The sequence below is a fragment of the Paenibacillus sp. MY03 genome (assembly GCF_002165585.1).
Lineage (GTDB): Bacteria > Bacillota > Bacilli > Paenibacillales > Paenibacillaceae > Pristimantibacillus > Pristimantibacillus agaridevorans.
The window spans coordinates 1-23,573 of record NZ_MXQD01000062.1 but is presented as its reverse complement, the minus strand read 5'-3'; the positions used below and the strand labels follow the sequence as shown (position 1 = coordinate 23,573).

Sequence of the window (23,573 nt, the reverse complement as noted above, 5' to 3'; positions counted from 1 at the left end):
TTTCGCCTGAATTCAATATTCGATGTCGAGTAAGCTTCTTGGCATACTTCGTGATCAAAAGCGGACTTTTTGAACTACCACTAACAGGATAAATAGGAGTTGGGGAACGAGATGATTACGAAGATTGGTCTGGAAGGACAATGGCGGCTGAGGCTCGATCCGGAGAAAACAGGAAACGAGGGTTCACCGTTCGACGATACGATAACACTGCCGGGAACGACCTCTCATGCCGGCAAAGGGCCGGCGAACGAGGAAGCGCTGGCGGGTTCGCTGACGGACTCCTTCAAGTTCGAGGGTTACGCCTGGTTCTCGCGCGAGGTGGACATTACGGCGGAGCAGGCTGGATGGAACGCCATGCTTTATCTGGAGCGTACGCGGATCACGACCGTCTGGATCGACGGCGAGGAGATTGGCACGCGGAACAGCCTGTGCACGCCGCATGTCTACAAGCTCGGCAAGTTGCTGACGGAAGGGAAGCACCGCGTCACGATCCGGGTCGACAACACTTCTTATCCGACCAAAGGCGGACATATGACGTCGGCGGACACGCAGACGAATTGGAACGGCATTACAGGACGGCTGGAGCTGCAATTTGCAGGCGACGCCTATCTGGACGACGTACAAGTATACCCGGATGCGGTAAATCGTACGTTTACGGTCCGGGCGAAAGTGGCGGGCGTGCCGCAAGGCACGTTATCCGTAACGGCAACGGCTGCTTCTCGCGAACATGCGGGAGTTCGGTTTGGAGACGCGTCGATCTCCGTAGAGGAGTCGTTTGCGGTATCGGGCAGCGAGCTTGAGGTGACTTATGCGCTTGGAGCCGATGCGCAGCTATGGAGCGATGCTTCTCCCAAACTCTACGAGCTGAAGCTGCGTCTTGTCAGTGACGGGGGTGCATTGCTGGACGAGCGGAACATCGTGGCCGGCTTGCGGGATTTCAGGGCGGACGGCGATAAATTCACGATCAATGGCGCGAAGACGTTTCTGCGGGGCAAGCATGACGGGCTGATTTTCCCGCTAACGGGTTATGCTCCGACAACGCTGGAAGAGTGGCTTCGCATTTTGGGCATATCGAAATCTTATGGCATTAACCATTACCGCTTTCATACCTGCTGCCCTCCAGAGGCAGCGTTCGAAGCCGCCGATATGCTCGGGATCTACATGGAGCCGGAGCTGCCGTTCTGGGGCACTATAACGGAGGAAGGCGACGAGAAGCATAACGAAGCGGAGCAGCAATATTTGATCCGGGAGGGCTTCGAAATTCTACGCTCCTTCGGCAATCATCCGTCGTTCGTCATGATGTCGCTTGGCAACGAGCTGTGGGGCAGCAAAAGCCGGATCGCGGAAATCATGCGCGGATATAAGGCTTACGACAGCCGTCCGCTGTACACGCAAGGCTCTAACAACTTCCAGTTCGTGCCGGTTATTTTAGAGGAAGATGACTTCTACTGCGGCGTTCGTTTCTCCAGAGATCGTCTGTTCCGGGGGTCCTACGCGATGTGCGATGCGCCGTTAGGGCATATTCAGACGGATAAGCCGAGCACGATGAAGGATTACGACGAGCAGATCGTTCCGAGCGGCCTCGGTGGGGACGGCGGCACGGATGGAGGCGGTGAGCTCCAAATTCAGTACGGAACCGAGGCGATCACGGTCAAGGCGGAAGCGGCATCCGAGCTTATCCCGTCCATTCCCGTCGTGTCCCATGAGATCGGGCAATTTGGCATGTATCCCAATTATGCCGAGATCGAGAAGTACGATGGACCGCTTAAGGCGCGAAACTTCGAGCTGTTTCGCGAGCGGCTGGAGCTCAAGGGGATGGGGCATCTCGCGGACAAGTTCTTTCAGAGCTCCGGCAAGCTCGCCGTGGAGTGTTACAAAGAGGAGCTGGAGGCGGCCTTCCGTACGCGGCAGCTTGCAGGTTTCCAGCTTCTTGACCTGCAGGACTTCAGTGGACAAGGCACGGCGCTCGTGGGCGTCCTGGATGCTTTCATGGATTCCAAGGGATTGGTGGAGCCGGAGGAATGGCGCACTTATTGCTCCGACGCTGTGCTGCTGGCGCGGTTCGAATCCTACGTCTGGGTATCCGGCGATACGTTCCGAGCCAGCGCGGAGCTAGTCTGGTTCAGACCGGAGGCGCTTGGCGCAGTAGAGGCGCAGTGGGAGCTTCTGCTTAGCGGCGAAGTCATTGCCGAAGGGGGATTAAGCGCGGCTGCGGAAGAGGGCAGTCCTTATGTTGATCTAGGAGCGTTCGAAGCCGTATTGCCGTCGCTGGATGCTGCGAGTCAGCTCGAGCTTCGTCTATGGATCGAGGGAACCGACGTGCGTAAGTCTTACGCGCTGTGGGTGTTCCCACATGTAGATAGCGGCTCGGAGCTGGGTGGCCTGCATGTGTTCGACGAACTGACGGACGAAGCTGCGTCGTTGCTGGAGAAGGGCGAGAACGTCGTACTGTTCGCGAAGCCGGATGCGCTGGCGGCCAGCATCGAAGGCACATATTGCACCGACTTCTGGAACTATCCGATGTTCCGCTCCATCTCGGAGAGCATGAACAAACCAGTGCCCGTTGGCACGATGGGGCTCCTGATCGACAACGAGCATCCAGCGCTGCAGGGCTTCCCGAGCGATACGTACTCCACGTTTCCGTGGTGGAGCATCGTTTCCCGTTCGCGCTCGCTCGTCCTCGACGATCTGCCGCGCGAGCTTAGCCCGATCGTGGCGACGATCGACAATGTCGAGCGCAACCACAAGCTCGGCCTGCTGTTCGAATGCCGCGCGCTGCACGGCAAGCTGCTCATCTGCGGCGCCGAAGCCGGGGGGCTGGCTGAGACGCCGGAAGGCAGGCAGCTGCTTCGCAGCATCGCGGGCTATGCCAAGTCGGACGCCTTCCAGCCGGCGACGGAAGTTGAGTTGTCCGCGCTGCAAGGACTGTTCCGCGCATAGGGGAGTGGCAAGACACCAAGTAGCGCTTCGGCGCTGCTTGGTGTCTATTTTGTTTTGTCGGTGAAACTGACCAATGGATCGTCAAAGCAGCCAAAATGCGCAAGTGTGTCGGTCGACGGCTGCGAGCGCCCCTATGTACTTGCTTTTTCATACACATTCGCTCGTCTCCGCCCCTCAGGGCTCCGATGTACTCGCTTTTTCATACACATTCGCTCGTCTCCGCCCCTCAGGGCTCCAATGTACTCGCTTTTTCATACATATCCGCTCGTCCCCGCCCCTCAGGGCTCCGATGTACTCGCTTTTTCATACACATACGCTCGTCTCCGCCCCTCAGGGCTCCGATGTACTCGCTTTTTCATACACATTCGGTGAGACCGACAACTGGGCGGTCAAAGTGGTCGAAAAGCGCGAGTTTGACGGTGTGACTAACAACGAAGCTATCAACCAGCAACATTTAATTAAGTGTAGACTTAATTAAGTGTTTGCTTTATAATAAGCGCATGGACAAATTTACAGCGATTGCAGACATCACGAGAAGGCGCATCATCGAGCTGCTCGCCACCGAAGGCGAGTTGTCGGCCACGGACATATGTGGACACTTCCAAGTAAGTCCCCCAGCTATCTCCCAGCACTTGAAGGTGCTAAGAGAAGCGGGCGTCGTAAGTGTGGAGAAGAGGGCGCAGCAGCGGATCTATCGGTTAAATCCGGAGGCGATGGCTGAAGTCGAGGACTGGGCGAAGCAGTTCCGCGAGATGTGGAGCAGAAGATTCGAGAAACTAGACGCGTTGCTGGAAGCGCGCATGAAGGCAGGACAACAATCCAAACCATCGGAAGGGAACGATGAATCATGACAACAATCAACGAAACGAGGCTGATTGCGGAGCCGGGCAGCCAAATGATCAAGATCGAAAGAGAATTCAATGCGCCGAGAGAGCTTGTATTCGAAGCATTTACGGATGCCAAGCTGTTTGTAGAATGGATGGGGCCACGCATTTTGGAGATGAACCTCGAGACGTTCGAACCGCGCGACGGCGGCAGATGGAAGTATGTGCATAGCGACAATGACGGCAACGCATATGCATTCCGCGGCGTGTTCCACGAAGTGACGGCGCCGGTGCGCATCATCCAAACGTTCGAGTTCGAGGGACTGCCGGAGAAGGGACACGTTTCCCTGGAGACAGCGGAATTCGTCGAGCTGCCTGGAGGACGTACCCGAATCGTGATGGAGTCCATTTTCCGTTCGGTAGCCGATCGCGACGGCATGCTGCAATCCGGCATGGAAGGCGGCATGAACGATTCCTTCCTGCGGCTCGGAGAGCTGCTTGAGAAGCTGCAATCGAAGTAGCGGCCAGACAAAGACATTAGCGCCGATCCTACTTCGAACTTCGATACCTGCCTGCGCCTCTATCGGATCAGGCGATTGTAACCGTCTATCCAACCCATTGCAAAGAAGCTCCCTACGTCACCTGCAAAATGGCGCCGGAAGCTTTTTTTGCTTAATAAGAACTATCTCTCACTATCTTGGAATTAAGCTGTCGCCATAATCTCGTGCAGCCAGTCAACTTGCGGAAAGCTCGGTGCTACGAAAACGTCATGGTCATCACAATGCCAAAGCAGGCGGCATTAAGCAGAAAGGTAACGCCAGCTCCGATAAGCAGCCCTTGTACGATGCCTCCACGCTTTCTGCATATGATGATCGCGGGCAACAAATACAAGAGTTGAACAACGCCTATAAAAAAGAAGCTGACGGGAAATAGAAACAGCAGCAGATGAAGCACGGCCAGCAATCCGATGCCGAGCCATACGTCTTTCGTATGCCCGGGCGGCCTTTTGCTCCCGTCATTCGTTCCAGTCATCATAGACTTTCCCTCCTGGCCTCATATCGAATTCGGCTCTCAGCGCTTCCAGCTTTTTCTCTTGATCGCCGCGATAGAACATATTGTAGGTATCGAAAGGAATGATTCGCCCGTCGGGATGCACGATATGGACGCAAGACTTCTTGACGGATCGGACGTCGAAGTTGTACGGGTCCAGAAATTGCATAATAATGACCCGGAACACGTTGTCGTAGCCGATATGCTCGGGCACGGATACCATCGGCAGGCAACACAGCAAGTTTTTCAGCGACAGGGCCGACGAGTCCGGCGAATGGGCGGTCGAAAACAGCTCGAAAATTTTGGACTTCAGCGTCTGATCCTGTTCGAATACGATCGTGTTGCGTCCGCCCTCCAGCAGAATCTGAGGATCGATCAGGCCGGTAAGCGGCAGCACTTCTTCGCCGAGCTTCAATGCGTAACCCATCGCCAGGCAGTCGGGATGGCAGGGGACGGGGATGATGTCCTCTTCGCGGAAGATGCCGGATTGATCTATTATGCTCTGCCTAACCTCGCTGAGCGTCAGCCGATCCTTCGCCGGATCGAATTCCTCCAATCGTCCTGCTGCCTGGATCGGTTGGAACGTGACGCCGCGCACGGCAGGCTGCTTCAGTCCAAACTGGATGATGTCGCCGATCTCGTCGTCGTTAAGTCCCTTCTTGAGCGTAACGACGAGCGTGGTCGAGATGTTGAATTCGTTCAGATGGTCCAGCGCCCTCCTCCGGACGTCACGCAAGTCGACGCCGCGCAGCTCTCGCAGAGCTTCCTCCCGGAAGCTGTCGAATTGCAGGTAGATCTCGAATCCGGGCGTGTATTCGGCAAGTCTCTTCACGAACGCGCGATCCTGGGCGATGCGCAGGCCGTTCGTATTGACCATGATATGTTTGATAGGCTTGCTCTTGGCGAGATCCAGTATTTCAAAAAACTGAGGGTGAATCGTCGGTTCGCCGCCGCTGATCTGCACGATGTCGGGTTCCGCTTCATTGCGGACGATGGCGTCCAGCATAAATTCGATCTGCTCGAGCGTGCGCCACGATTCCTTGTGCGGAGACGATTCCGCATAGCAGATCGGGCATTGCAGATTGCATCTCTCGGTCACCTCGAGCAAGGTCAGACAGCTGTGCTGCTCGTGGTCGGGGCATAATCCGCAATCGTACGGACAGCCGTAACGAATGGGGGTATTCCAGTGCATAGGCATCTCGGCAGGCTTCAGAAATTCACGGCATCGCTTATAATAAGCCGCATCGCTCGCGATCAGCACCTTCTCGCGTCCGTGATGCCCGCAATATTTCTGCAAGAAGACCTGGTCGTTTTCGATAATGACCTTGGCCTCCACCTTGCGCAGACATTTCGAGCAAATGCTGTTCGTCAGTTCGTAGAAGAGGTAAGGCCTGTTCTTCGTCGTCATCTACAATTCCTCCTTGTGCAAATGCTGCGGCCTTCTGAGCCTGCTGCTCATCAAATAGCCGTAATAGATCAAGCCGGCTATGCATGCCAATTGGACATTGTTTAGCCCGAGATAAGGATGCGGGGTCGGCTTGATAAAATCGACTGTAAACCGGAATAGCAGATAACCCGTCATAAATAGCTGGAAAACCATGCCGTCCGGCATTGCGCCTTGACGTTTTTTGCGATACAGAACTACGCCTAGCACCAGAAGAAAAACGATCTCGTACAGCTGTGTCGGATGTCTCGAAATGCCATCGCCGAAATCGACGCCTATCGGCCAGGTCGTGGCTATGCCGTAAGTGTGATCGTCCAGACCGGTCATGAAGCAGCCGATGCGCCCGATCATCATGCCCAGGATGATGGGAAGGGCCATATCATCGCCTGTGGAACGAGTGATGCCGACGCGTTTCTTCGTCCACTCCACGCCAATCAGCCCGCCAAGCAGTCCCCCGACGATCGTCTTGCCTTCCATCATATAAACGTAGTCGTTCCAGTTCTCGATCGTCCTTATGGGATCTTCCAGCCAATACAGCAGCTTGGAGCCGATCGCGGCTCCGAGGATGGCTCCGACGATGACCCAGATGCCTTGCGCAACGGGAAGCTTATCTTTGCTGCGGGTAAGCAGATACACTCGAAAGCCAACAAAGTAAGCCAATGCTTCGAAAACCGTGTGCGGGTGCAATTTGATAAAACCAAGATCGATCCAGATGGGAAAAGTCATCGCATTCTCCTGCTACCTCAGTATTGGAATCGTTTTCTCTTACATTCGATGGAAGCACGGGGGATTCCTCCCCTTTTTACAATACATTCAAATTGATCATAACAATCTCAAGGTCCTATTACGCGCGCCGAGATCGCGAAAATCGTAGCGGCGTTTGACAAATAACGAAAAAACCGGGAGCTGCGTATGCTCCCGGTTTTTATTTTTACCACAATAGAATTTATAACTTTTCGAGCATTCGAAAACCGAAATTCTATTTGGCGATAAATCCTACCTCAAAAAGCGGCCGCTCACCCTCGAAAGGCCTCGATAGAGGATTTCTCATCATTTCGCCATAACGCAGGCTAGTTGCATATATCCACGAGGCCTATTGAGATCCATGCCGCAATCTTCTAGCGCGGAACTGCTTGTATTGGAAGTAGATCGTGCAGCCGATGCAATAGCCGAGCAGGGCGGCGAGCGCCGCTGCGCCCATCATGGCGGCAAAGATATTGCCCGCGGTGCCGAAGCCTAGCAGCAGACAGACAAGCGAAGCGGTCAAGAACAGAACGGCGAGCGAATTGTTAAATCGCTGGAGCTCGACAGCCTCGGTGCCGGAACGTGATACGAGGCTGCCCAAGAACGGGCGAGCGATGCGGACGAATAGATTGGCCTTTGCACCGAAGGCGAGGCCGATTGCTTGTATGAAGAACAAAACGGCGATAATCCAAACGGACTGAGTGATGAAGAAGGCAATTAGTGACAAAACGATACCCGCCTGATTGCTCTTTACGTATGGAATAGGAATTTCCTTCACCATTAAACCAACTTTCTTGATTGGAATTAAAGTCATTAAACTGAGTATAATCTGACGCGAAATTTTTGGCAATGGGAACGATGAGAGAACGACAATGAAGATTCCTCTAAACATTCGGGCTGTATTGTGATAGTATGGTTCTGTCTAATGTGAGAAGAGGAAGTGACAGAACATGATCAATATTACAGTCCCGGAGCCGGATGTTACGATTCTCAAGCAGAAGGATCCGCAGCTCAGCCATATTTACGGCTTTACCGATTTCCACTTGATTACGCGGGAGAAGGGCGGATTCTTTGCCTTCTATAACGACAAGGACGAGCTGCTGTTCGTCGGCAAAGCGAGGAAGCTCAGACAGCGAATCAAAAAACACTTTGAGGATGCCGTATCCGTGATGAAGAACCATCGGGAAGAGGTAACGAAGATCGAAGTGTTCGAGAACGAAAGTCCGCTGGAGCGGGAGCTGTATGAGACGTACATCCTTAACACGCGGCAAGCGAAATATAACGTAGAAAAAGTGTTCTACAAGTAAGAGGACCGCGTCAGCGGGCTATATAAAAAGCAATTCGCAGACAGGAATGCATAGGCCTGTGCGGATTGCTTTTTTTAATATAATAAAGTCATTTTTTCCATTTCGGAGCGAAACGCGTTGCTTTGCCAAAGGACGGCGACGGCCGTTCACCGTGCACATAATAAAGTATAAGTTTTCGGTCTTCGAAAACGGATTTCTTATTGGCGATATTACCTGCCTTATGCTTCCCAAGCGGCTTTACTTTGCAAGCTGGAGGTCGATCATCTTCGAGAGGCGAGGGTAGAAGTTTTCTCGTGGCGCACTCTGATGTAGATGTGTTTGTACAATTTATGCCAATATTCCGGCTGAGGGCTTGGCGCGTTTGGTCGCGGATGGTGGGTAATTGGAGTGCTGGAGTTGAATTGCTGTTGCTGGTGTTGGATTGCTGTTGTTGGAGTGCTTGCGCTAGTATGCGACCTTGGATATTTTCACATGCGTTATAACAATTGAGCGAAAATACACAATTATGATGTGGATAGAGCAATGAATTCGTACATTTGTACATTTATACACAAATTTTGTTTCAAAAAGGTCCCTAACGACGATATGAGGAGAGGATTTGTGTATTTTCGTACAATTTGATGTGCAGGAGGCCCATCTCTTTAAGAAATTGGGGAGAAATGCACAAATGCGTAGAGCGGTCGATTTCCTGGCCATACCATGTACATTCTCGGCAATGAGTTCTCTATGGGAGATGGTGCGATACGAATAGGGGCGACGAGCGGTCTACAGCGGGACGTTCGTGGTGACCTTAGTCCCCGAGGGTGGAACTTCTCGTCGAGTAGATGTGGGCGTCTACTGAGAGAATTGGAGTGATAGCGTCGCTGATGTCCGTTAAGTTCGTGGTGCGCGGTGAGGCGGAGTAATATCGAGTTTTATTTGGTAGGAGCTGCACGTATAGCACCATGTGGCTGCTGCACCCGCACGTATAGCGCCGTGGGTACAGCTCCGGTACGTCGAGCACCATAGGGACTGCACCCGCACATCGAGCACCATGGGATCCGCGCCCGCCAGGGGAGAGATTCGTCTCCCCCGTCCCCTTTGGCTTCCCCCCGTCACTCCGCCGCCGCGATCGCTCGGGCCAACCGTTCGACGCCGTCCGCAATGTCCTGCGGCGTTAAGCCGCCGTAGCCCATGACGATCCGGTTCTCGTGCCGACCGCGCACAAGCGCGTAATGCTCCACCGCGTAGACAAGGACACCCTCGCGGGCAATTTGCGCCATTCGTTCTTCGGTGAAGCGGACTCCCGGCACTTCCACGACGAGATGCATCCCCGCGGACTCGCCCAGAATGCGGGCCTGCGGGAGATGCTTGCGGAGATTGCTCGCCAGCGTCTCGCGACGCTTGCGATAGATCTTCCGCATGCGGCGAATATGCCGGTCAAAGTAACCTTCCTCCATAAAGCGGGCGAGAATAAGCTGCTCCAGCATGGCGGTGTGGCGGTCGGCGAACCACTTTAGCCGGCGATATTCCTCGACGTAACGGATGGGCAGGACGGCGTAGCCGATGCGGAGCGACGGGGACAAGATTTTGCTAAAGGTGCCGACATAGATGACCCGTTCCGGGTCCAACCCCTGCATGGAGTGGACGGGCACGCCTTCGTACGTGAATTCGCTGTCGTAATCGTCCTCCACAATGAGGCAATCGCTCCGTCTGGCGTATTCGATGAGCTGGATGCGACGCTGGATGGGGAGCGTGCCGCCGAGCGGAAACTGATGGGACGGAATAACGAAGACGAAGTCGGGAGCTTCGCCCGCCGGGAGCTCCTCGGGCAGGATGCCCGTATCGTCGACGGGGACGGGCAGTAATTCAGCCCCGGCATAGGAGAAAATCGTGCGCATCTCGTCGGTGACGGGATCCTCTACCGCTATGCGCGCCCGCTTGTCCCGCGAGAGCAGGCCTGTAACTAGCTGCAGCGCCTGCGTCGCGCCCGTCGTAATGACGATCTGCTCCGGATGGCAGCGGACGCCTCGCGCCTGCAGCAAGTAGCGGGCGAGAACGCTGCGCAGCTCGGACGCTCCTTCCGGGCTGCCATAGCCAAAAGCGCGCTCCGGCGCATACAGGCAAATTTCTTTCGCCAGCCTGCCCCATGCAGCGCGGGGGAAGTAGTCCGCGGCGGGATGCGCGGCCCGGAAGTCGATCATGCCCGGGGGAGGGGGTGGCCTTGCGATTGAGGCAGCGGACTGCCCCTCGACGTCGCTGGACATGGCCTGGGCGATGGTCGGGAAATGTGAGCCGGCCGCCACGTAAGTGCCGGACTGTGGACGTATTTCCAAGTAACCCTCGGCAAGCAATCGATCGTAGACTTCCAGCACGATATTGCGCGACACGCCGATGGAGGAGGCGAGCTCGCGGCTGGAGGGCAGACGCTCGCCTTCGACAAGCTCGCTTCGCAGGATGCGCTGCCGCAGCTGCTCGTATACTTGAACGGTCAGCGAAGACTCGGCGGAACGGTCAACGGGAAACCATAACATGTGCGTAACCTCTCCTTACATACGTCTTGGCATTAGAACTGGTACTATGAATATATGCCATTCCTGGTCCTTATGGAAACCAGTATACCATGTTATGCTGGAGTTATATAAGCGGGAAGGGACGTGCGGGTAATGATGAAGACGATCGGATTAATCGGCGGACTGAGCTGGGAGTCGACGGCCGACTATTACAAATATATTAATCGAGGCATCAGCGAACGGGCGGGAGGACTGAGTTCGGCCAAATGTTTGCTGTACTCCTGCAACTTCGAGGAGGTCGTGCAGCTGCAAAAGGCGGGAGAATGGAAGCAGGCCGCCGAGCTGCTCGCCGATGCCGCGAAAAAGCTGGAAGCCGGCGGCTGCGATACGATACTGATCTGCACGAATACGATGCATGTCGTCGCGGGCGAGGTGCAAGAGGCGGTAAACGTGCCGCTGCTTCATATCGTGGAGACGACGGCGGCGCAGATCAAAAATAGCGGACTTCGCCGCGTAGGTTTGCTCGGGACCCGTTACACGATGGAGCAAAGCTTCTACACGGATCGCCTGCGCGAGCATGGCATCGAAGCTATCGTGCCGGACGAGGAAGATCGGATCCGCGTGCATGATGTTATTTTCGGCGAATTGTGCAAGGGAGAATTAAATGCGTCTTCCAAGGCGGAATATATCGCGATCATCGAACGTCTGCGGGCACGGGGAGCGGAAGGCATTATTCTCGGATGTACGGAAATTCCGCTGCTCCTGAAACAAGGGGATATCGACATGCCGCTGTTCGATACAACGCGCATCCATGCGGAGGCAGCGGTGGAGTTCGCCCTTGCGTCTATGCCTTCCGTCACTGCATAGATGCTGCCCATCAATCGCAAAGAGTTAAACGAGAGTCCTGTCCACCGCTGTAATAGCGGATTGGTCAGGGCTCTTTATGCTTCTAGAGGCTATTTATCTGCGCAGATGACAGGCCGTCATGAACAGATTCCCGGCAAGCATAGCAACTTTGAAGCCGGTTGGAGCGTCCAATAGATGGAAGATAGTGGCTGGTTGTATGCAGAAAGGGGCGGTTGTATTGAAATTGTTTAGTCGGAAGCGGATATTTTTCGTTCTGATCCTGTCCATGATTATCGTACAAGCTTGCAGCAAAAACGGGGAAATAGATAAAAACACGGCTAGCTTGGATTTGCCTTCGGAGATCCAAGTCGTTAAGGTCATTAACGAAGAGAGCGGCGTTGTGACGGAACATCGCGATCTTGGCGGGATCGAAGCCATCGTGGCAGGACTGGAAGAAGCGGAACTCTCTTATATTGGCGATCCGGAGCAATCAGGCATTCTGTACAAGCTCGAACTGGTCGGAAGCGATAGAAGTTTGATGCTCTCGCTGAACGACTTGCGCCAAACCAATGGTTCGGCTCCCAGCGGCAAGGTGTATGCGGAAGGGACAAACGAATCCGGCGCCCAGGCTTGGGCATTAACGTCGGAATTGATCCAGCGGATACTCCAGGGAGATCGGGATGATAGCGAGCCCGAGCTGACGGTCACCATCGATGAAGACAGCGATACGGTCCTTTTGATCGGCAACCGGGATATGGATCGGGAATCGGTGGAGCTTGCGATCCAATCGACGATATATGATGCCAGTAGTTTGGGAACGCTTGACTATCGTTATGGGGTGGAATGGACCGATAATCGACGCGCGGTCGTCCGGTTTACGGAGCTGCCCCCGGAGAGCGCTGTCGGATTTATGCTGGAAGGAACAATGACGTCGGAAGGCAAGCCGGTTAAGGCTGTATTGCCTTATGAGGGAAGAGCGGTCATCGTGCATGCGGGCAAGGCATGGAGCGGGATTAGATGGACCAACATTCAAGGAAACCTCGTTAAGGAGCATGCCTTCGACTCGGCGGTGTATGTCGGTACGTCATGCTGCCCGGGGAAAGACGGAATTATTAACATGTACGATCGGGACGGCAAAGTGGATCGGCTGGATCCCGAAACGGGCGAGGTGTCTCGCCTAGACCTTGAGGAATGGCCGGAGTTGACGGTGAGCAGGTCGAGCGACAGCGGCGTTCAAGATTTGTATGCTTTTCCCGCGCAAGGGGAAACCTACTATATCGCTAAAGGGTTGGAATTCGTCTATCTGGTGGATCCGGCGGCCGATTCAAAGAAAAGAATTTATCAATCGGAGGAAGCTTCGATTTATGGGATTGCGTCATCGCCGGACGGCGACAAGGTTGCCGTACTGACGGATTCGGAGGGCTTTTTGGGCTCGTATGCGGATTTGTGGATTTTCGATGCGACGGGAAAACGGTTGGCTCATCACGAGAAGGCGGCTTACATCGGACATAGCGACGGATGGCATTTCGTTTATCCGATGGTTTGGCAGGATTCGGATACCGTTGCCGTACCGCTTATCGGCCGTTCGGATTTGGTTATGGGACGCGGCAAGGCGATTTACGATGTAAAGAAGGGATTGCTCGCCGAAGAAGCAAGCGTGACGATGCCTGAAGTTGCGATAGAGATCTTAAAAGGGGCGATCCCGGGCTGGAGCGGTGAACGGATGGAAATTATTCGTGCATTGCCGATGCCGCAGACGGGCGAAGAAAGCGACCGATATTTCGCCGCACACATCGCCGGACAGGGCACCTTCTTGATCGACTTGCGAGAAAAACAAGCCTCCCGGGCAGGGGCGGGAGCGTTGCTAGGCTGGACATCGGATGGCAGCTTGCTGACCTGGTATTCCGCGGAAGGGAAGTATCCCGAGGTTTCGCTGTTGGATTGAAAGCGATCAGGACCGCAAGCGTCGCGGATGCGAGGTTTGCGGTCCTGTTGCCGATTATTGAAGCTCCTCCAGGTAGCCGTCGAGCTCGTCGAAGGAGCCGTCGAAGCCTTGCCGCATAGACTCGAACATGCTCTGGTAGAAAGCTTGCTGCTTTGGCGTCGCGTTATGGGGACCGACGGTTATCGTAAGAGTCGTTCCTCCATCTGCTTCTGCAAATGATATATCATGGTTCACTTCCAGCGGGAAATCGACAAACTCGGGGCCGAACGGAGCGGGGACCGTGTTGCCTTCTTCATCCGAGAAACAATTCAGGAAGACAAGCTTCTCGGGCGCATCAATCTCGCGATAAATGAATTTGGCCCACATCTGGTGGCCGTCCGGGTTTGTCAGCCGATAATGAAAGAGGCCTTGCGGCTTCAGCTCATGCTTCGCGACATGCAGCGTCGAGCCTTTTGGACCCCACCATTTGCTCAGATGTTCGGTCTCCGTCCATACTTTGAACAATAAGTCGCGCGGAGCCTTAAATGTACGAATGATCCGCAATTGTCCTTCCGTGGTTGTCATGTTCATACCTCCATTTGTGTTTGATGATCGGCTACCGGCCCTTATACGCGGTTTGCGGTTATTCATTCGAACCTTCTTGTATTTCCTGCAAATAATCGTCCAAACGATCCAGTCGCTCGTCCCAGATTCGCCGGAATGTGCCGACCCATGCGTTCAGCTGTTGCAGCGGTTCTGGACGAAGCTTGCAAATTCGGCGGTTTCCGTCGGGAATCATCGTGACGATGCCGTTTTCCTGAAGCACGCGAAGATGCTTCGACACCTGCGGTTGATTCAGGCTTAAACGTTCCACTATATCGCCAACAGTGAGCTCTCCGTCCCTCAGCAGCTCGACGATTCGAAGGCGTGTGGGTTCTGCGATGGCTTGTAATATGTCGTTCATGACCATAATATACGTCATGAGGAATATTCCTGTCAAGGCATGTAGTGGATTGACGAGGGGGAGGCTTGACATTTCAATCAATTATGTCATAATGATGTTATCAAATCGACATTCCGTGAACGAGAACAAATTAGTTAAGCAGGTGAATGCAATGTCTAACGAAGAACATTCCGACGCCTATTCGCCCGAAAACTTCCGTACGCCGGACGGCGCTCCCAGCGATATCGTCATCTTTACGATAACGTCGAGAGAGAAGGCGACGCCGAAGAAGGCATTGCCGACGCGCGAGCTGCAGGTGCTGCTGATCAAGCGGAAGGTCTGGCCCTACGAAGGCAAGTGGGCGCTGCCCGGCGGCTTTTGCAAGGAGACGGAAAGCATGTACGAATGCGCGCTGCGCGAGCTGAGGGAAGAAGCGGGCGTAACGGACGTGCATATGGAATACTTCAACGTTTACAGCAAGCCCGGCCGCGATCCGCGAGGCTGGATTCTGTCCCATGCTTACTTCGCATTGGTGCACGAGCACAAGCTTATCAATCGGAGAGCGGATACCGACGCGTCCGATGTCCGCCTGTTCCCTCTGGAGGAGGCGCTTGCGATGGAGCTTGGCTTCGATCATGGCGACATGCTTCGCGACGCGCTTGCGAGAGTGCGGGAGAAGATGCTGACGACGACGATCGCGCGGGAGTTTCTGCCCGAGGAATTTACGATCAGCGAGCTGTACCAGGTCATCCAGACCGTTGTACCGACGTTCGAGGAGCCCAACTTTATCCGCAAGATTACGTCCACGCAAAGCCGCCAAGGCATTATCGAAGAAGCGCGGGATTCCGAAGGCCGGCCCAAGTCGTCCAATCGTTATTCGCAGCGTGCGGCCCAGCTTTACCGATTTACCGAATATTCGCCGGGGCTGTCTATTTACGGCTAGGCGATTTTCTTCTCGCTTTTGATATTATCATATTGACTATATAAGGAGGCGCTCATCATGAACAACAAATGGCTCCTGCCGCTATTATTCGCCGCGATGCTGGCCATCGCCTGGTTCACGTCCTCGACGACGCTGGAAATCGTCGCTACAACTACGGGATTGCTCAGCGTATGGCTGACCGCCAGGCAGAATATCTGGGCTTGGCCTGTCGGATTGGTTAATGTCGGCTGCTTCTTCTTCATGTTCCTGGAGGTGAAGCTGTATGCCGATATGATGCTGCAGGTCGTGTTCTTCGTGCTCAGCATCTACGGCTGGATCGTCTGGCTGACCAAGCGGGAAGGCGCCAAGGTGCGCCCGACGCGGAATCTGACGAAGCCGCTTGCGATCTTTCTCGGCGTGCTGGCCGTCGCCGTGACGGCGCTATGGGGGTACTTGCTTCATGCGCACACCGACGCTTCGATTCCGTACGCGGATGCTTTTATCGCCACGCTCAGCCTGATTGCCCAATTCCTGCTCTCTTCGAAAATTTTGCAAAACTGGCTGGTCTGGATCGCCGTCGATGTATTGTCCGTCGGGATGTACTTCTACAAGGAGCTTTATGCGCTGGCGTTCCTGTACGTCATCTTCCTCGGCATTGCGACGAGTGGATATGTTTCGTGGAAACGGGATTACGATAGAGCTATGAAGGGGGGAACCACCCATGGATGAGCGGCGGATCGGATTGACGCTGGGGAAGTTCGCTCCGCTCCATAAGGGGCATCAATACATGATCGAGACCGCGCTCGAGGAAATGGATGAGGTAATTGTGATCATCTATGACTGCCCCGAGACGATTTCGATCCCGCTGCATGTCCGCGCCGACTGGATTCGCAGGTTGTATCCGGGGACGGATGTCATCGAAGCTTGGGACGGACCCAAGGAGACCGGCTATACGGCGGAGATTATGAAAGCTCAGGAGGACTACGTCCTGGGTCTGCTCGGAGGGCGAAAGGTCACGCATTTCTACTCCAGCGAGCCGTACGGCGAGCACATGAGCGTCGCGCTGAACGCCGTTAACCGCCAAGTCGATCTCCAGCGGCTGACTGTTCCCGTATCCGGTACGGCAGTGAGGAACGCTCCTTATGAAAACCGGCATTATCTGAATCCCATCGTGTATCGAGACTTGGTGACCAAGGTCGTATTTTTGGGCGCGCCTTCGACGGGCAAGACGACATTGGCCGAAAGTATGGCGAGGCATTATAGAACGGCGTGGATGCCGGAGTACGGCCGCGAATATTGGGAGCAGAACCAGATCGACAGAAGACTGACGCTGGAGCAGCTGGAGGAGATTGCGACCGGCCATCTGGAGAGAGAAGAGAAACAGCTCCAAGAGGCGCGCGATGTGCTGTTCGTGGATACCAATGCCATTACGACGTATATGTTCTCGCTGTATTACCACGGGGAGACTACTCAGGGGCTAGCGAGATTGGCGAGGGAGGCGGAGACAAGATACGGACTTGTCTTCTTATGCGATGCGGATATTCCGTACGACGATACTTGGGATCGTTCGGGCGAGGTGCAGCGCGAGGAATTCCAACTGGCGATCGTAAACGATCTCAGGGAGAGAGGCGTGCCGTTCCAGATCCTGCGAGGTACTCTCCGGGAGCGGGAGGAGCAAGTGGCGGAGGCTCTTAAACGTTTGGATCCGCTATGAACATTGTTGAAGGTCGAATAGGTTGGCATGGAAGGAGATGCGGGTTATGGTGGATGCGAGGGTTTTTGACCGATTAAAGGGAGGCTTATATGGCGTAGCTATAGGCGATGCGCTCGGAGGGACGACTGAGTTTATGAGCGTAAAGGAGATTCAAGAGAAACACGGCTTCTTGACGGAAATCATCGGCGGAGGAGTCTGGCGTCTTGCGCCGGGCGAGGTGACGGACGATACGATGATGACGTTATGCGTGGCGGATGGCATCTTGCTACAGCCCCGCCAGCCGCTCGATCCAATCGGCGAGAAGTTTCTGGAGTGGTACGGAACGCGGCCGAAGGATGTCGGCAACATAATCCGCTATGTCATCGAGCACTACGAAGGGAATTGGTTCGAAGCCGCCCTGTATACGGACCAGATGATGGGACAAAGCGCCGGTAACGGGTCTCTGATGCGATGCCTGCCCGCTGCGCTGGCATATCCGGGATTGGCCGAAGCGGAGCATATCGCTCGCCTGCAATCCCGCATGACGCACTATGATTCGAGGTGTGACGAAGCATGCGCGATCTATACGCGCATCGCATACAGACTGTTGCAAGGAGAGGAGCTGCGTGATGCTCTCTGGACGGAGGTGAAGGGCACGGAATACGAGCCTGCGCTGACGGTACCGCCGAATTGCGTACCTGGAGGTTTCGTTGTCCACACGATGCTTTGGGTTGTCTATCTGCTCGCAACGTCGACCGACTTCGAGCAAGTGGTGCAGCGGGCAGCCAACCTTGGAGGAGATTCCGATACGATCGGTGCCATTGCGGGGGGCTTGGCAGGTATTTATTGCGGTTACGCGGGAATTCCGGCTCGTTATGCGGAAGCCATTCTTATCCGGAAACGCTTGGATGAGACAGCCGAGTCGTTAATGGCTCTTCGCCAAGGCGGACAGGATCAAAGGATACAGGCTTGAGAGTAAATATTATAGATTTAAGAAACTATCCCTGACCGTCTTTGTCAGGGATAGTCGGTTATACTAGACATATAACCGTCTACCGAATTAGGGGAGGGAAGAAAAGTACCAGCACTTCCTGCGGATGCTGGAAGATGCCGCGGGTCAAGGGCAAACGCTTCGGATGGCGTATGACAAGGGCAAAGGCGAACAGGTACCGGCAAGGCTGTTCGACCCGTACGGAATCGTGTACTGGAAGGGCAACTGGTATGCGGTTGGCTATTGCGGATACCGCGAAGACATTCGCAGCTTCCGCGTCGACCGAATGACCGGACTGCATGCAACGGATCTCAGCTTCCATCGGCCGGCCGCATTTTCCGCTAGAGATTTCCTGCTTTCGCATCTGCTTCCGTCCGAAGGAGACAATCGGAGCATGGAGACTGTTCTCATTCGGGGACAAGAGCAAGTGTTGAACGAATTATGCCGGCACTGGCTGTTCGGCCATGCTTTGACCGAGCGTCAGCCGGAGGCCGCCTTCTTCCGATTGGATAGCGCCTTGTTGTCGACGTATGTGCCTTATTTCTTAATGCCGTACAGCACCTCGCTTACCATCGAATCGGTGCCTCTGGCCAGACGCATGGCGGAAGCGTGCAGAACTATGGCGGAGCATTACGGGGCGATGTTAACGAATCTGGAGTTACGAGGAGAGGGAGAAGAAGATGGATAAATTTACGATGTTTGGACAACTGAAGGCTCATCCTGGCATGAGGGATGAGCTTGCGAGACGGATGCTTGAAAGTGCGCAGACTTTGGAAGGAATGGATGGCTGCCTCTTCTATATTTTAAACGAGTCGGAGGAGGATCCCGATGCGTTATGGATCATGGAGCTGTGGGAGAACAAGGAAGCCCACGCCGCGTCGTTGAAGAACGAGAAGGTGAGAGCTTTGATTCAAAGCTGCATGCCTTTGATCGCGGGAACCAGCTCCGTGCCGATACGTCCTATTGGCGGGAAAGGTTTGTAAATTTAGCGTCAGAAGTTTAATTCCGACTATTTCTATCCGAAATACGTAAAAAGCATTGACAGCAGGGGGAATGCCCCTTATGATGGGTTCAGGCGAATTTGTATCACGAACTAGGACAACTAAAGAGCACAGCATCCACTGGACCACCAGAGATTTGTTTGAAAGCGCATGGGCGCTTTTCGACGAGTCTCTTTTTTTATCCTGAATTCACAAGTTGAAAGTAGCTGCTGCTGCCATTCGACAGTATGCGGCGTTCCATTCCATCCGAGAAATAGAGAAAGCCTAAGCTTCCTGTATTTCAAGAAAAGGAGGTTGTTCCCCTCTAGCTTACTTGTTGCATGGTATTTTACTATTATAATTCCAATTAATTAGATCGGAGATGTGTGAAATGAGCAAAATCAAAAAAACACGCCGCTTTGTTTCCCTGCTGCTCGCCGCCGCGATCGCGGTTCCGGTGTTCGGCACGGCCAACGTCAGCATACAAGCAGCGCCTTCCGTCGTTCCGGCAGCTCCCGGCAACGCGGGATACTTCGGAGACCGTTACGAAGCATTAGCAGGCAAAGAGCATGTATTCGAGACGGCAACTTATTATGAGCTGGACTACCTGCTGCGCAATGCGCCGACAGGAGCGGACGACAACTACGTCATCCTTTTCGGCGGCTCGTGGCAGCCGGAGACGCAAGCCGCTATCGGCTACATAAACGAAGTGGCTCAGGAGTATGGCATTACGTCGATTAAGAACTTCGATACGAGATTGGCGGGACCGAATCCCATCGAGGGGAGTAGTGTGCCTGAAGCCAATCGGGCATTCGATATTACGAATCCTGACAGTATCTACGGGGACTTCACTAGACGTTACGTTGATCTGGGCGCTCGTTATTTGACGAACATCAACGATCATACGGCTGGCAACGCGGGTACTCTTTCCGCTAATTATACAGTTACGACTGCATCCAATGTGACTTATACTCCTCCTGGAGGCGCGGGAATCAAAACGGTGAATATCGCCGAAGCGCCGTTCTTGTTCATTTACAACAAAGGCCACAAAGAAGGCGTCGATCCCGCTCCCATTGTCGCATCCCTAGAAGGGATTGGCAGTGCCGGAAGCCTTGCTGCATTGCAGGACGGCAGCGGAGGCGAGGCATACAAAACGGCGCTTCGCGGCGTATTTGACGCTATCTCTCCTGAAGGCACCAAAGAGGCTAAATTCAAAACATTGACGAACCAGGAGTACATTCCAGGCTCTTACAATGAGTTTAGCTCCACCAATATTTTCGACGGAACAGATCCTAGCGCCGTTATCGATTCGGTGACGCTCGATGAGTTAAAGTACGTGCTTAATCAGGAGGGCACGTTCGCGGTATTCATTGGTTGCGCGTGGTGCGGCGATAGCCAGGGTATCGTAAGATACTTGAACCTGGTTGCTAGCGAATACGGGGTAGACAAGGTTTACAATTGGGACTTTAAACTGGATGGCGGCGTTGGCGGGCTTACGTCCGTTACGAGACCGACTAACCCAAGGTACGCCTATGGTGAGACTTTAGACGGCAGCGCGCTGCATGCTAGAACTAAAGATAAAACAATTACACATTTTTACACTGATGTAGTTAACACGTATTTGAAAAATCTGGTTTCGCAGGACACGAAAAGAGATGCATTCATTACAGGTACTATTCCTGGAACAAGCACGACAGTATCCTCGGCGAGAGTTCAAGCTCCTTATATTTTCGTGTATGACAAAAGGAATGTAGACGAAAACGGCAATCCGGCTCCAATACTGGGCCATGTTGAATTAATGGGCGGCTGGAGCGTGACCGGTAATCCAACTACTGCAGCTGCCAAGTTGCGCATTAACAGCTTAAGTACCTTATTCTCCAGAATCGAATGGAAACCTACCGGCTTGACGGGCGCTAGCCCAACGTCGCAAGGCGCGGCTGACGGCGCTATTGTTGGCATCGAAAAAAAATTCTTGGAGTATAGGCTCAAAGACAACGGCAACTATATCCCTGTTCCAAATACGGGAAATCGTGTAGAAGGTCTTGCTTCAGGCGTTTATGAGATCCGTTACGCGAAAAAAGCAGGTTTTGACACTTCTAACAACACTGCCGGAACAGCGGCTTCAACCCTCTATCCAGAAGGACCCGCAATTGAAATCGTCGTTCCCGAATTCCAGGCGGCGCCGGTTGGAATTGACGGCATCGCGCCGACGGAAGCGGGCGGCAACGGCCAGATCGTCCTGATTGAGGACGGCGAGCTTCAGGATCTGCCGGAAGGCTTGGAGTATAAGCTTGATGATGCTCCGGATTCCGCATATGCGGCCGTTCAAGGCGTTGCCATCAGCGTAGAGCCCGGACATTATTATCAAGTTCGATTCGCGGCAAAGACGGTTCAGGGCATCTACTACGCGCCGAGCGCATCCGTTACCGTCTACGTAGCCGGTTATCAAGAATTGGTGCCCCCGGACAGAACGAAGCTCGGCGTCGTACATACCACGACGCTTGAGAACAACGATGGGCAAATTACGGGTCTGGACGCGGTATCCTCAGATCATCCCGATTATCAGCTGGAGTACAAAAAAGACGACGGCGAATATGCCTTGTTATCGGAAGAAGCCATTACCGCAGGCGAGTTGACCGGATTGTCTCCCGGCACGTATTACGTCCGATATGCGGCTTACACCTCGCCTGACGAGGAGACGTTTAACCCAAGCCAGCCGGTCGAGCTGACGATCAAAGGCAACGTTGCGGCTCCGACAGGGCTTGCAGGCGTAGCGCCTACAACCAGCGGCCAAAGCAACGGTAAAATTACAGGCACGAATACCGGACTGGAGTATCGTTCCAGCACGGAGTCTAATTATCATCCCGTAACGGGCTCGGAAATTACAAGCCTGGCTCCGGGCAGCTACCTGATTCGCGTGAAAGCAACGGATACGACGCTTGCCAGCGCCGATACAACGGTTACGGTTCCGCAATATGTTGCTCCGTCCCAACCGGATAATAACACAGGTGGCGGCGGAGGCGGAACGACAACTCCAACGCCTGAGCTCGTAACCGAGCTGACTAACGGCGCGCGGGCTGACGTGGGCGCCAAGCTGGACGAAACATCCGGCACATGGCTTGCGGTCGTCCCGGATAACGTCGTGAACGCACTGCTCGAAAAAGCGCAAAAAGCGGAGAGCGAAGGCAAGGATGCCTCGCTTGAGATCCGCGTAGAAGAGGCAGATGCTTCCGGCAACGTACAAGTAACATTGACTCGCAGCGTGTTCAATACGCTGGTATCGGGTTCGAAAGCAAGTCTGACGATCGATGTAGGTTTCGGCACCGTCACGTTCGACGTCGAAGCGCTCGGCACGATCGCGGGCAATGAAGACGAAGGCGACATCAGCTTCATCATCGGCAAGTCGGAGTTGACCGAGGAAGGCAAGGAAGTGCTGGGCGACCGCCCTGTCTACGATCTGCTCGTGTACGCGGGCCAATCGGAAGTATCCTCGTTCGGAGGTTCGCTTGTGAAGGTGTTCTTGCCTTACCAACCTAAGCGCGGCGAAGATACCAACGCACTGATTATTTATCATGTTAATGAAGACGGAGAGCTGAACCTGGTAGAGGGTCGATACAACCCTTCGGCAAAAGGTTTGAGATTCTCGACCGAACACTTCTCCCAGTACATTATCGGCTACAACAAAATCGAATTTGCCGACGTAGCTTCTTCCTCCTGGTACGCCTCCGCGGTGTCCTACCTGGCGGCGAGAGAAATTACAAGCGGCACGGACGAGAACCATTTCAGCCCGAATGCCAATATTACGCGCGGACAATTCATCGTCCTGCTGTTAAATGCATATGGCATTGAAGCGGACGGAGCGGGCTCCGACAACTTTGCCGACGCTGGAAACACGTATTACACCGGTTATCTCGCGGCCGCCAAACGTCTGGGCATCGCGAACGGGTACGAAGGCAACGTCTTCGCGCCTAACGACACGATCTCGCGTCAAGAGCTGTTCACGCTGTTGTACCGGGCGCTGACGGTGCTCGACAAGGAACCGGCTTCAAAAGGCGGAGCCAGCCTGAGCGACTTCTCCGATCGGACTGACGTTGCGGGCTACGCACTGGAGTCTCTGGAAGCGCTCGTGGAAGCGGGTGTGGTGTCCGGATCCGAAGGCAAGCTGAATCCGCGCGCCGCATCTACTCGGGCACAAGTGGCGCAAGTGCTTTACAATCTGTTGTCGAAGTGATCCAACTGAATTTAGCGTTATCGGAGAGGGGCAGCCTATGCGGGCTGTCCTTCTTTGCGTTGGGAGAAGAAAGCTTTCGCCACATTGCGAAAGGGAAAAGCTCCCGCTATTTTGGCCAGTACAACATCGCACAACCAATTAGACGGAAAACGGCCCTTTAATTCGCTTGATTGAAAGACACTTCGGCGGAAAGGGGAAGAATAGAAGGAGGTTTTCAGACTGTTGAGAAACCCACCAATCTT

General features: G+C 54.2%; 21 protein-coding genes. 13 read left to right on the top strand and 8 right to left on the bottom strand.

All coding sequences use genetic code 11. The features are described from left to right. The first annotated feature begins 111 nt into the window (after positions 1–111). From B1748_RS32200 to B1748_RS32190, 3 genes are all read left to right on the top strand, one after another. On the top strand, positions 112–2,940 hold the full coding sequence (locus B1748_RS32200; RefSeq protein WP_087572066.1) for a glycoside hydrolase family 2 TIM barrel-domain containing protein: 2,829 nt from the start codon (positions 112–114) through the stop codon (positions 2,938–2,940). A gap of 500 nt (positions 2,941–3,440) precedes the next feature. Continuing rightward, positions 3,441–3,791, top strand: coding sequence for an ArsR/SmtB family transcription factor (locus tag B1748_RS32195; RefSeq protein WP_087572065.1), 351 nt, complete (start codon positions 3,441–3,443; stop codon positions 3,789–3,791). Next, positions 3,788–4,285: an SRPBCC family protein gene (locus B1748_RS32190; RefSeq protein ID WP_087572064.1), complete on the top strand. Its 498-nt coding sequence runs from the start codon at positions 3,788–3,790 to the stop codon at positions 4,283–4,285. Before B1748_RS32195 ends, B1748_RS32190 begins: the two co-directional genes overlap by 4 nt. Before the next feature lie 235 nt (positions 4,286–4,520). Here the strand turns inward: B1748_RS32190 and B1748_RS32185 are convergent, their stop codons facing one another. The 4 genes from B1748_RS32185 to B1748_RS32170 form a co-directional block, all read right to left on the bottom strand. Continuing rightward, complete coding sequence (locus tag B1748_RS32185) at positions 4,521–4,799, bottom strand: hypothetical protein (RefSeq protein WP_087572063.1); 279 nt, start codon at positions 4,797–4,799, stop codon at positions 4,521–4,523. Then, positions 4,780–6,222, bottom strand: coding sequence for a radical SAM protein (locus tag B1748_RS32180; protein WP_087572062.1), 1,443 nt, complete (start codon positions 6,220–6,222; stop codon positions 4,780–4,782). The genes B1748_RS32185 and B1748_RS32180 overlap by 20 nt, the downstream gene beginning before the upstream one ends. After that, positions 6,223–6,984, bottom strand: coding sequence for a prolipoprotein diacylglyceryl transferase (locus tag B1748_RS32175; protein ID WP_087572061.1), 762 nt, complete (start codon positions 6,982–6,984; stop codon positions 6,223–6,225). It lies immediately after the preceding gene. A gap of 367 nt (positions 6,985–7,351) precedes the next feature. Beyond that, entirely contained in the window at positions 7,352–7,783 is a 432-nt protein-coding gene (locus tag B1748_RS32170) for a DUF4395 domain-containing protein (RefSeq protein WP_256976077.1), read from the bottom strand. Positions 7,784–7,952: 169 nt separating this feature from the next. Between B1748_RS32170 and B1748_RS32165 the strand changes: the two genes are divergently transcribed. Continuing rightward, a complete protein-coding gene (locus tag B1748_RS32165; RefSeq protein WP_087572060.1) occupies positions 7,953–8,309 on the top strand; it encodes a nucleotide excision repair endonuclease in 357 nt (118 codons plus the stop codon). Between the two features lie 1,094 nt (positions 8,310–9,403). Here B1748_RS32165 and pdxR read toward each other — a convergent pair. Further along, complete coding sequence (gene pdxR / locus B1748_RS32160; RefSeq protein ID WP_087572059.1) at positions 9,404–10,822, bottom strand: MocR-like pyridoxine biosynthesis transcription factor PdxR; 1,419 nt, start codon at positions 10,820–10,822, stop codon at positions 9,404–9,406. Between the two features lie 135 nt (positions 10,823–10,957). Between pdxR and B1748_RS32155 the strand changes: the two genes are divergently transcribed. After that, positions 10,958–11,668, top strand: a complete 711-nt coding sequence (locus tag B1748_RS32155; RefSeq protein ID WP_087572091.1) for an aspartate/glutamate racemase family protein — start codon at positions 10,958–10,960, stop codon at positions 11,666–11,668. Between the two features lie 217 nt (positions 11,669–11,885). Then, positions 11,886–13,592, top strand: a complete 1,707-nt coding sequence (locus B1748_RS32150) for a hypothetical protein (protein WP_143810422.1) — start codon at positions 11,886–11,888, stop codon at positions 13,590–13,592. Positions 13,593–13,646: 54 nt separating this feature from the next. On the opposite strand, the gene B1748_RS32145 is transcribed toward B1748_RS32150, so the two are convergent. Together B1748_RS32145 and B1748_RS32140 are read right to left on the bottom strand one after the other, a co-directional pair. Then, entirely contained in the window at positions 13,647–14,156 is a 510-nt protein-coding gene (locus B1748_RS32145; RefSeq protein WP_087572057.1) for an SRPBCC family protein, read from the bottom strand. Positions 14,157–14,214: 58 nt separating this feature from the next. Next, a complete protein-coding gene (locus B1748_RS32140) occupies positions 14,215–14,553 on the bottom strand; it encodes an ArsR/SmtB family transcription factor (RefSeq protein ID WP_256976076.1) in 339 nt (112 codons plus the stop codon). 133 nt (positions 14,554–14,686) lie between these two features. On the opposite strand from B1748_RS32140, the gene B1748_RS32135 reads away from it, so the two are divergent. The 7 genes from B1748_RS32135 (at position 14,687) to B1748_RS32105 (ending at position 23,331) form a co-directional block, all read left to right on the top strand. Then, positions 14,687–15,457: an NUDIX domain-containing protein gene (locus tag B1748_RS32135; protein ID WP_087572089.1), complete on the top strand. Its 771-nt coding sequence runs from the start codon at positions 14,687–14,689 to the stop codon at positions 15,455–15,457. 57 nt (positions 15,458–15,514) lie between these two features. Further along, entirely contained in the window at positions 15,515–16,165 is a 651-nt protein-coding gene (gene pnuC, locus B1748_RS32130) for a nicotinamide riboside transporter PnuC (protein ID WP_087572056.1), read from the top strand. After that, the gene (locus B1748_RS32125) at positions 16,158–17,150 is read left to right on the top strand and encodes an AAA family ATPase (RefSeq protein ID WP_087572055.1); all 993 of its coding nucleotides are present in this window, start codon (positions 16,158–16,160) and stop codon (positions 17,148–17,150) included. The genes pnuC and B1748_RS32125 overlap by 8 nt, the downstream gene beginning before the upstream one ends. Before the next feature lie 37 nt (positions 17,151–17,187). Then, positions 17,188–18,102: an ADP-ribosylglycohydrolase family protein gene (locus tag B1748_RS32120; RefSeq protein ID WP_373271319.1), complete on the top strand. Its 915-nt coding sequence runs from the start codon at positions 17,188–17,190 to the stop codon at positions 18,100–18,102. A 124-nt stretch (positions 18,103–18,226) separates the two neighbouring features. Beyond that, positions 18,227–18,808, top strand: coding sequence for a WYL domain-containing protein (locus B1748_RS32115; protein ID WP_087572053.1), 582 nt, complete (start codon positions 18,227–18,229; stop codon positions 18,806–18,808). After that, the gene (locus B1748_RS32110; RefSeq protein ID WP_087572052.1) at positions 18,801–19,103 is read left to right on the top strand and encodes a putative quinol monooxygenase; all 303 of its coding nucleotides are present in this window, start codon (positions 18,801–18,803) and stop codon (positions 19,101–19,103) included. The genes B1748_RS32115 and B1748_RS32110 overlap by 8 nt, the downstream gene beginning before the upstream one ends. 388 nt (positions 19,104–19,491) lie before the next feature. After that, positions 19,492–23,331 (top strand): S-layer homology domain-containing protein, encoded by a 3,840-nt coding sequence (locus B1748_RS32105; RefSeq protein WP_179215928.1) that lies wholly within the window; start codon positions 19,492–19,494, stop codon positions 23,329–23,331. Between the two features lie 35 nt (positions 23,332–23,366). On the opposite strand, the gene B1748_RS37280 is transcribed toward B1748_RS32105, so the two are convergent. Continuing rightward, the coding region (locus B1748_RS37280) for a hypothetical protein (protein ID WP_218781681.1) at positions 23,367–23,573 on the bottom strand (207 nt) is incomplete at its 5' end.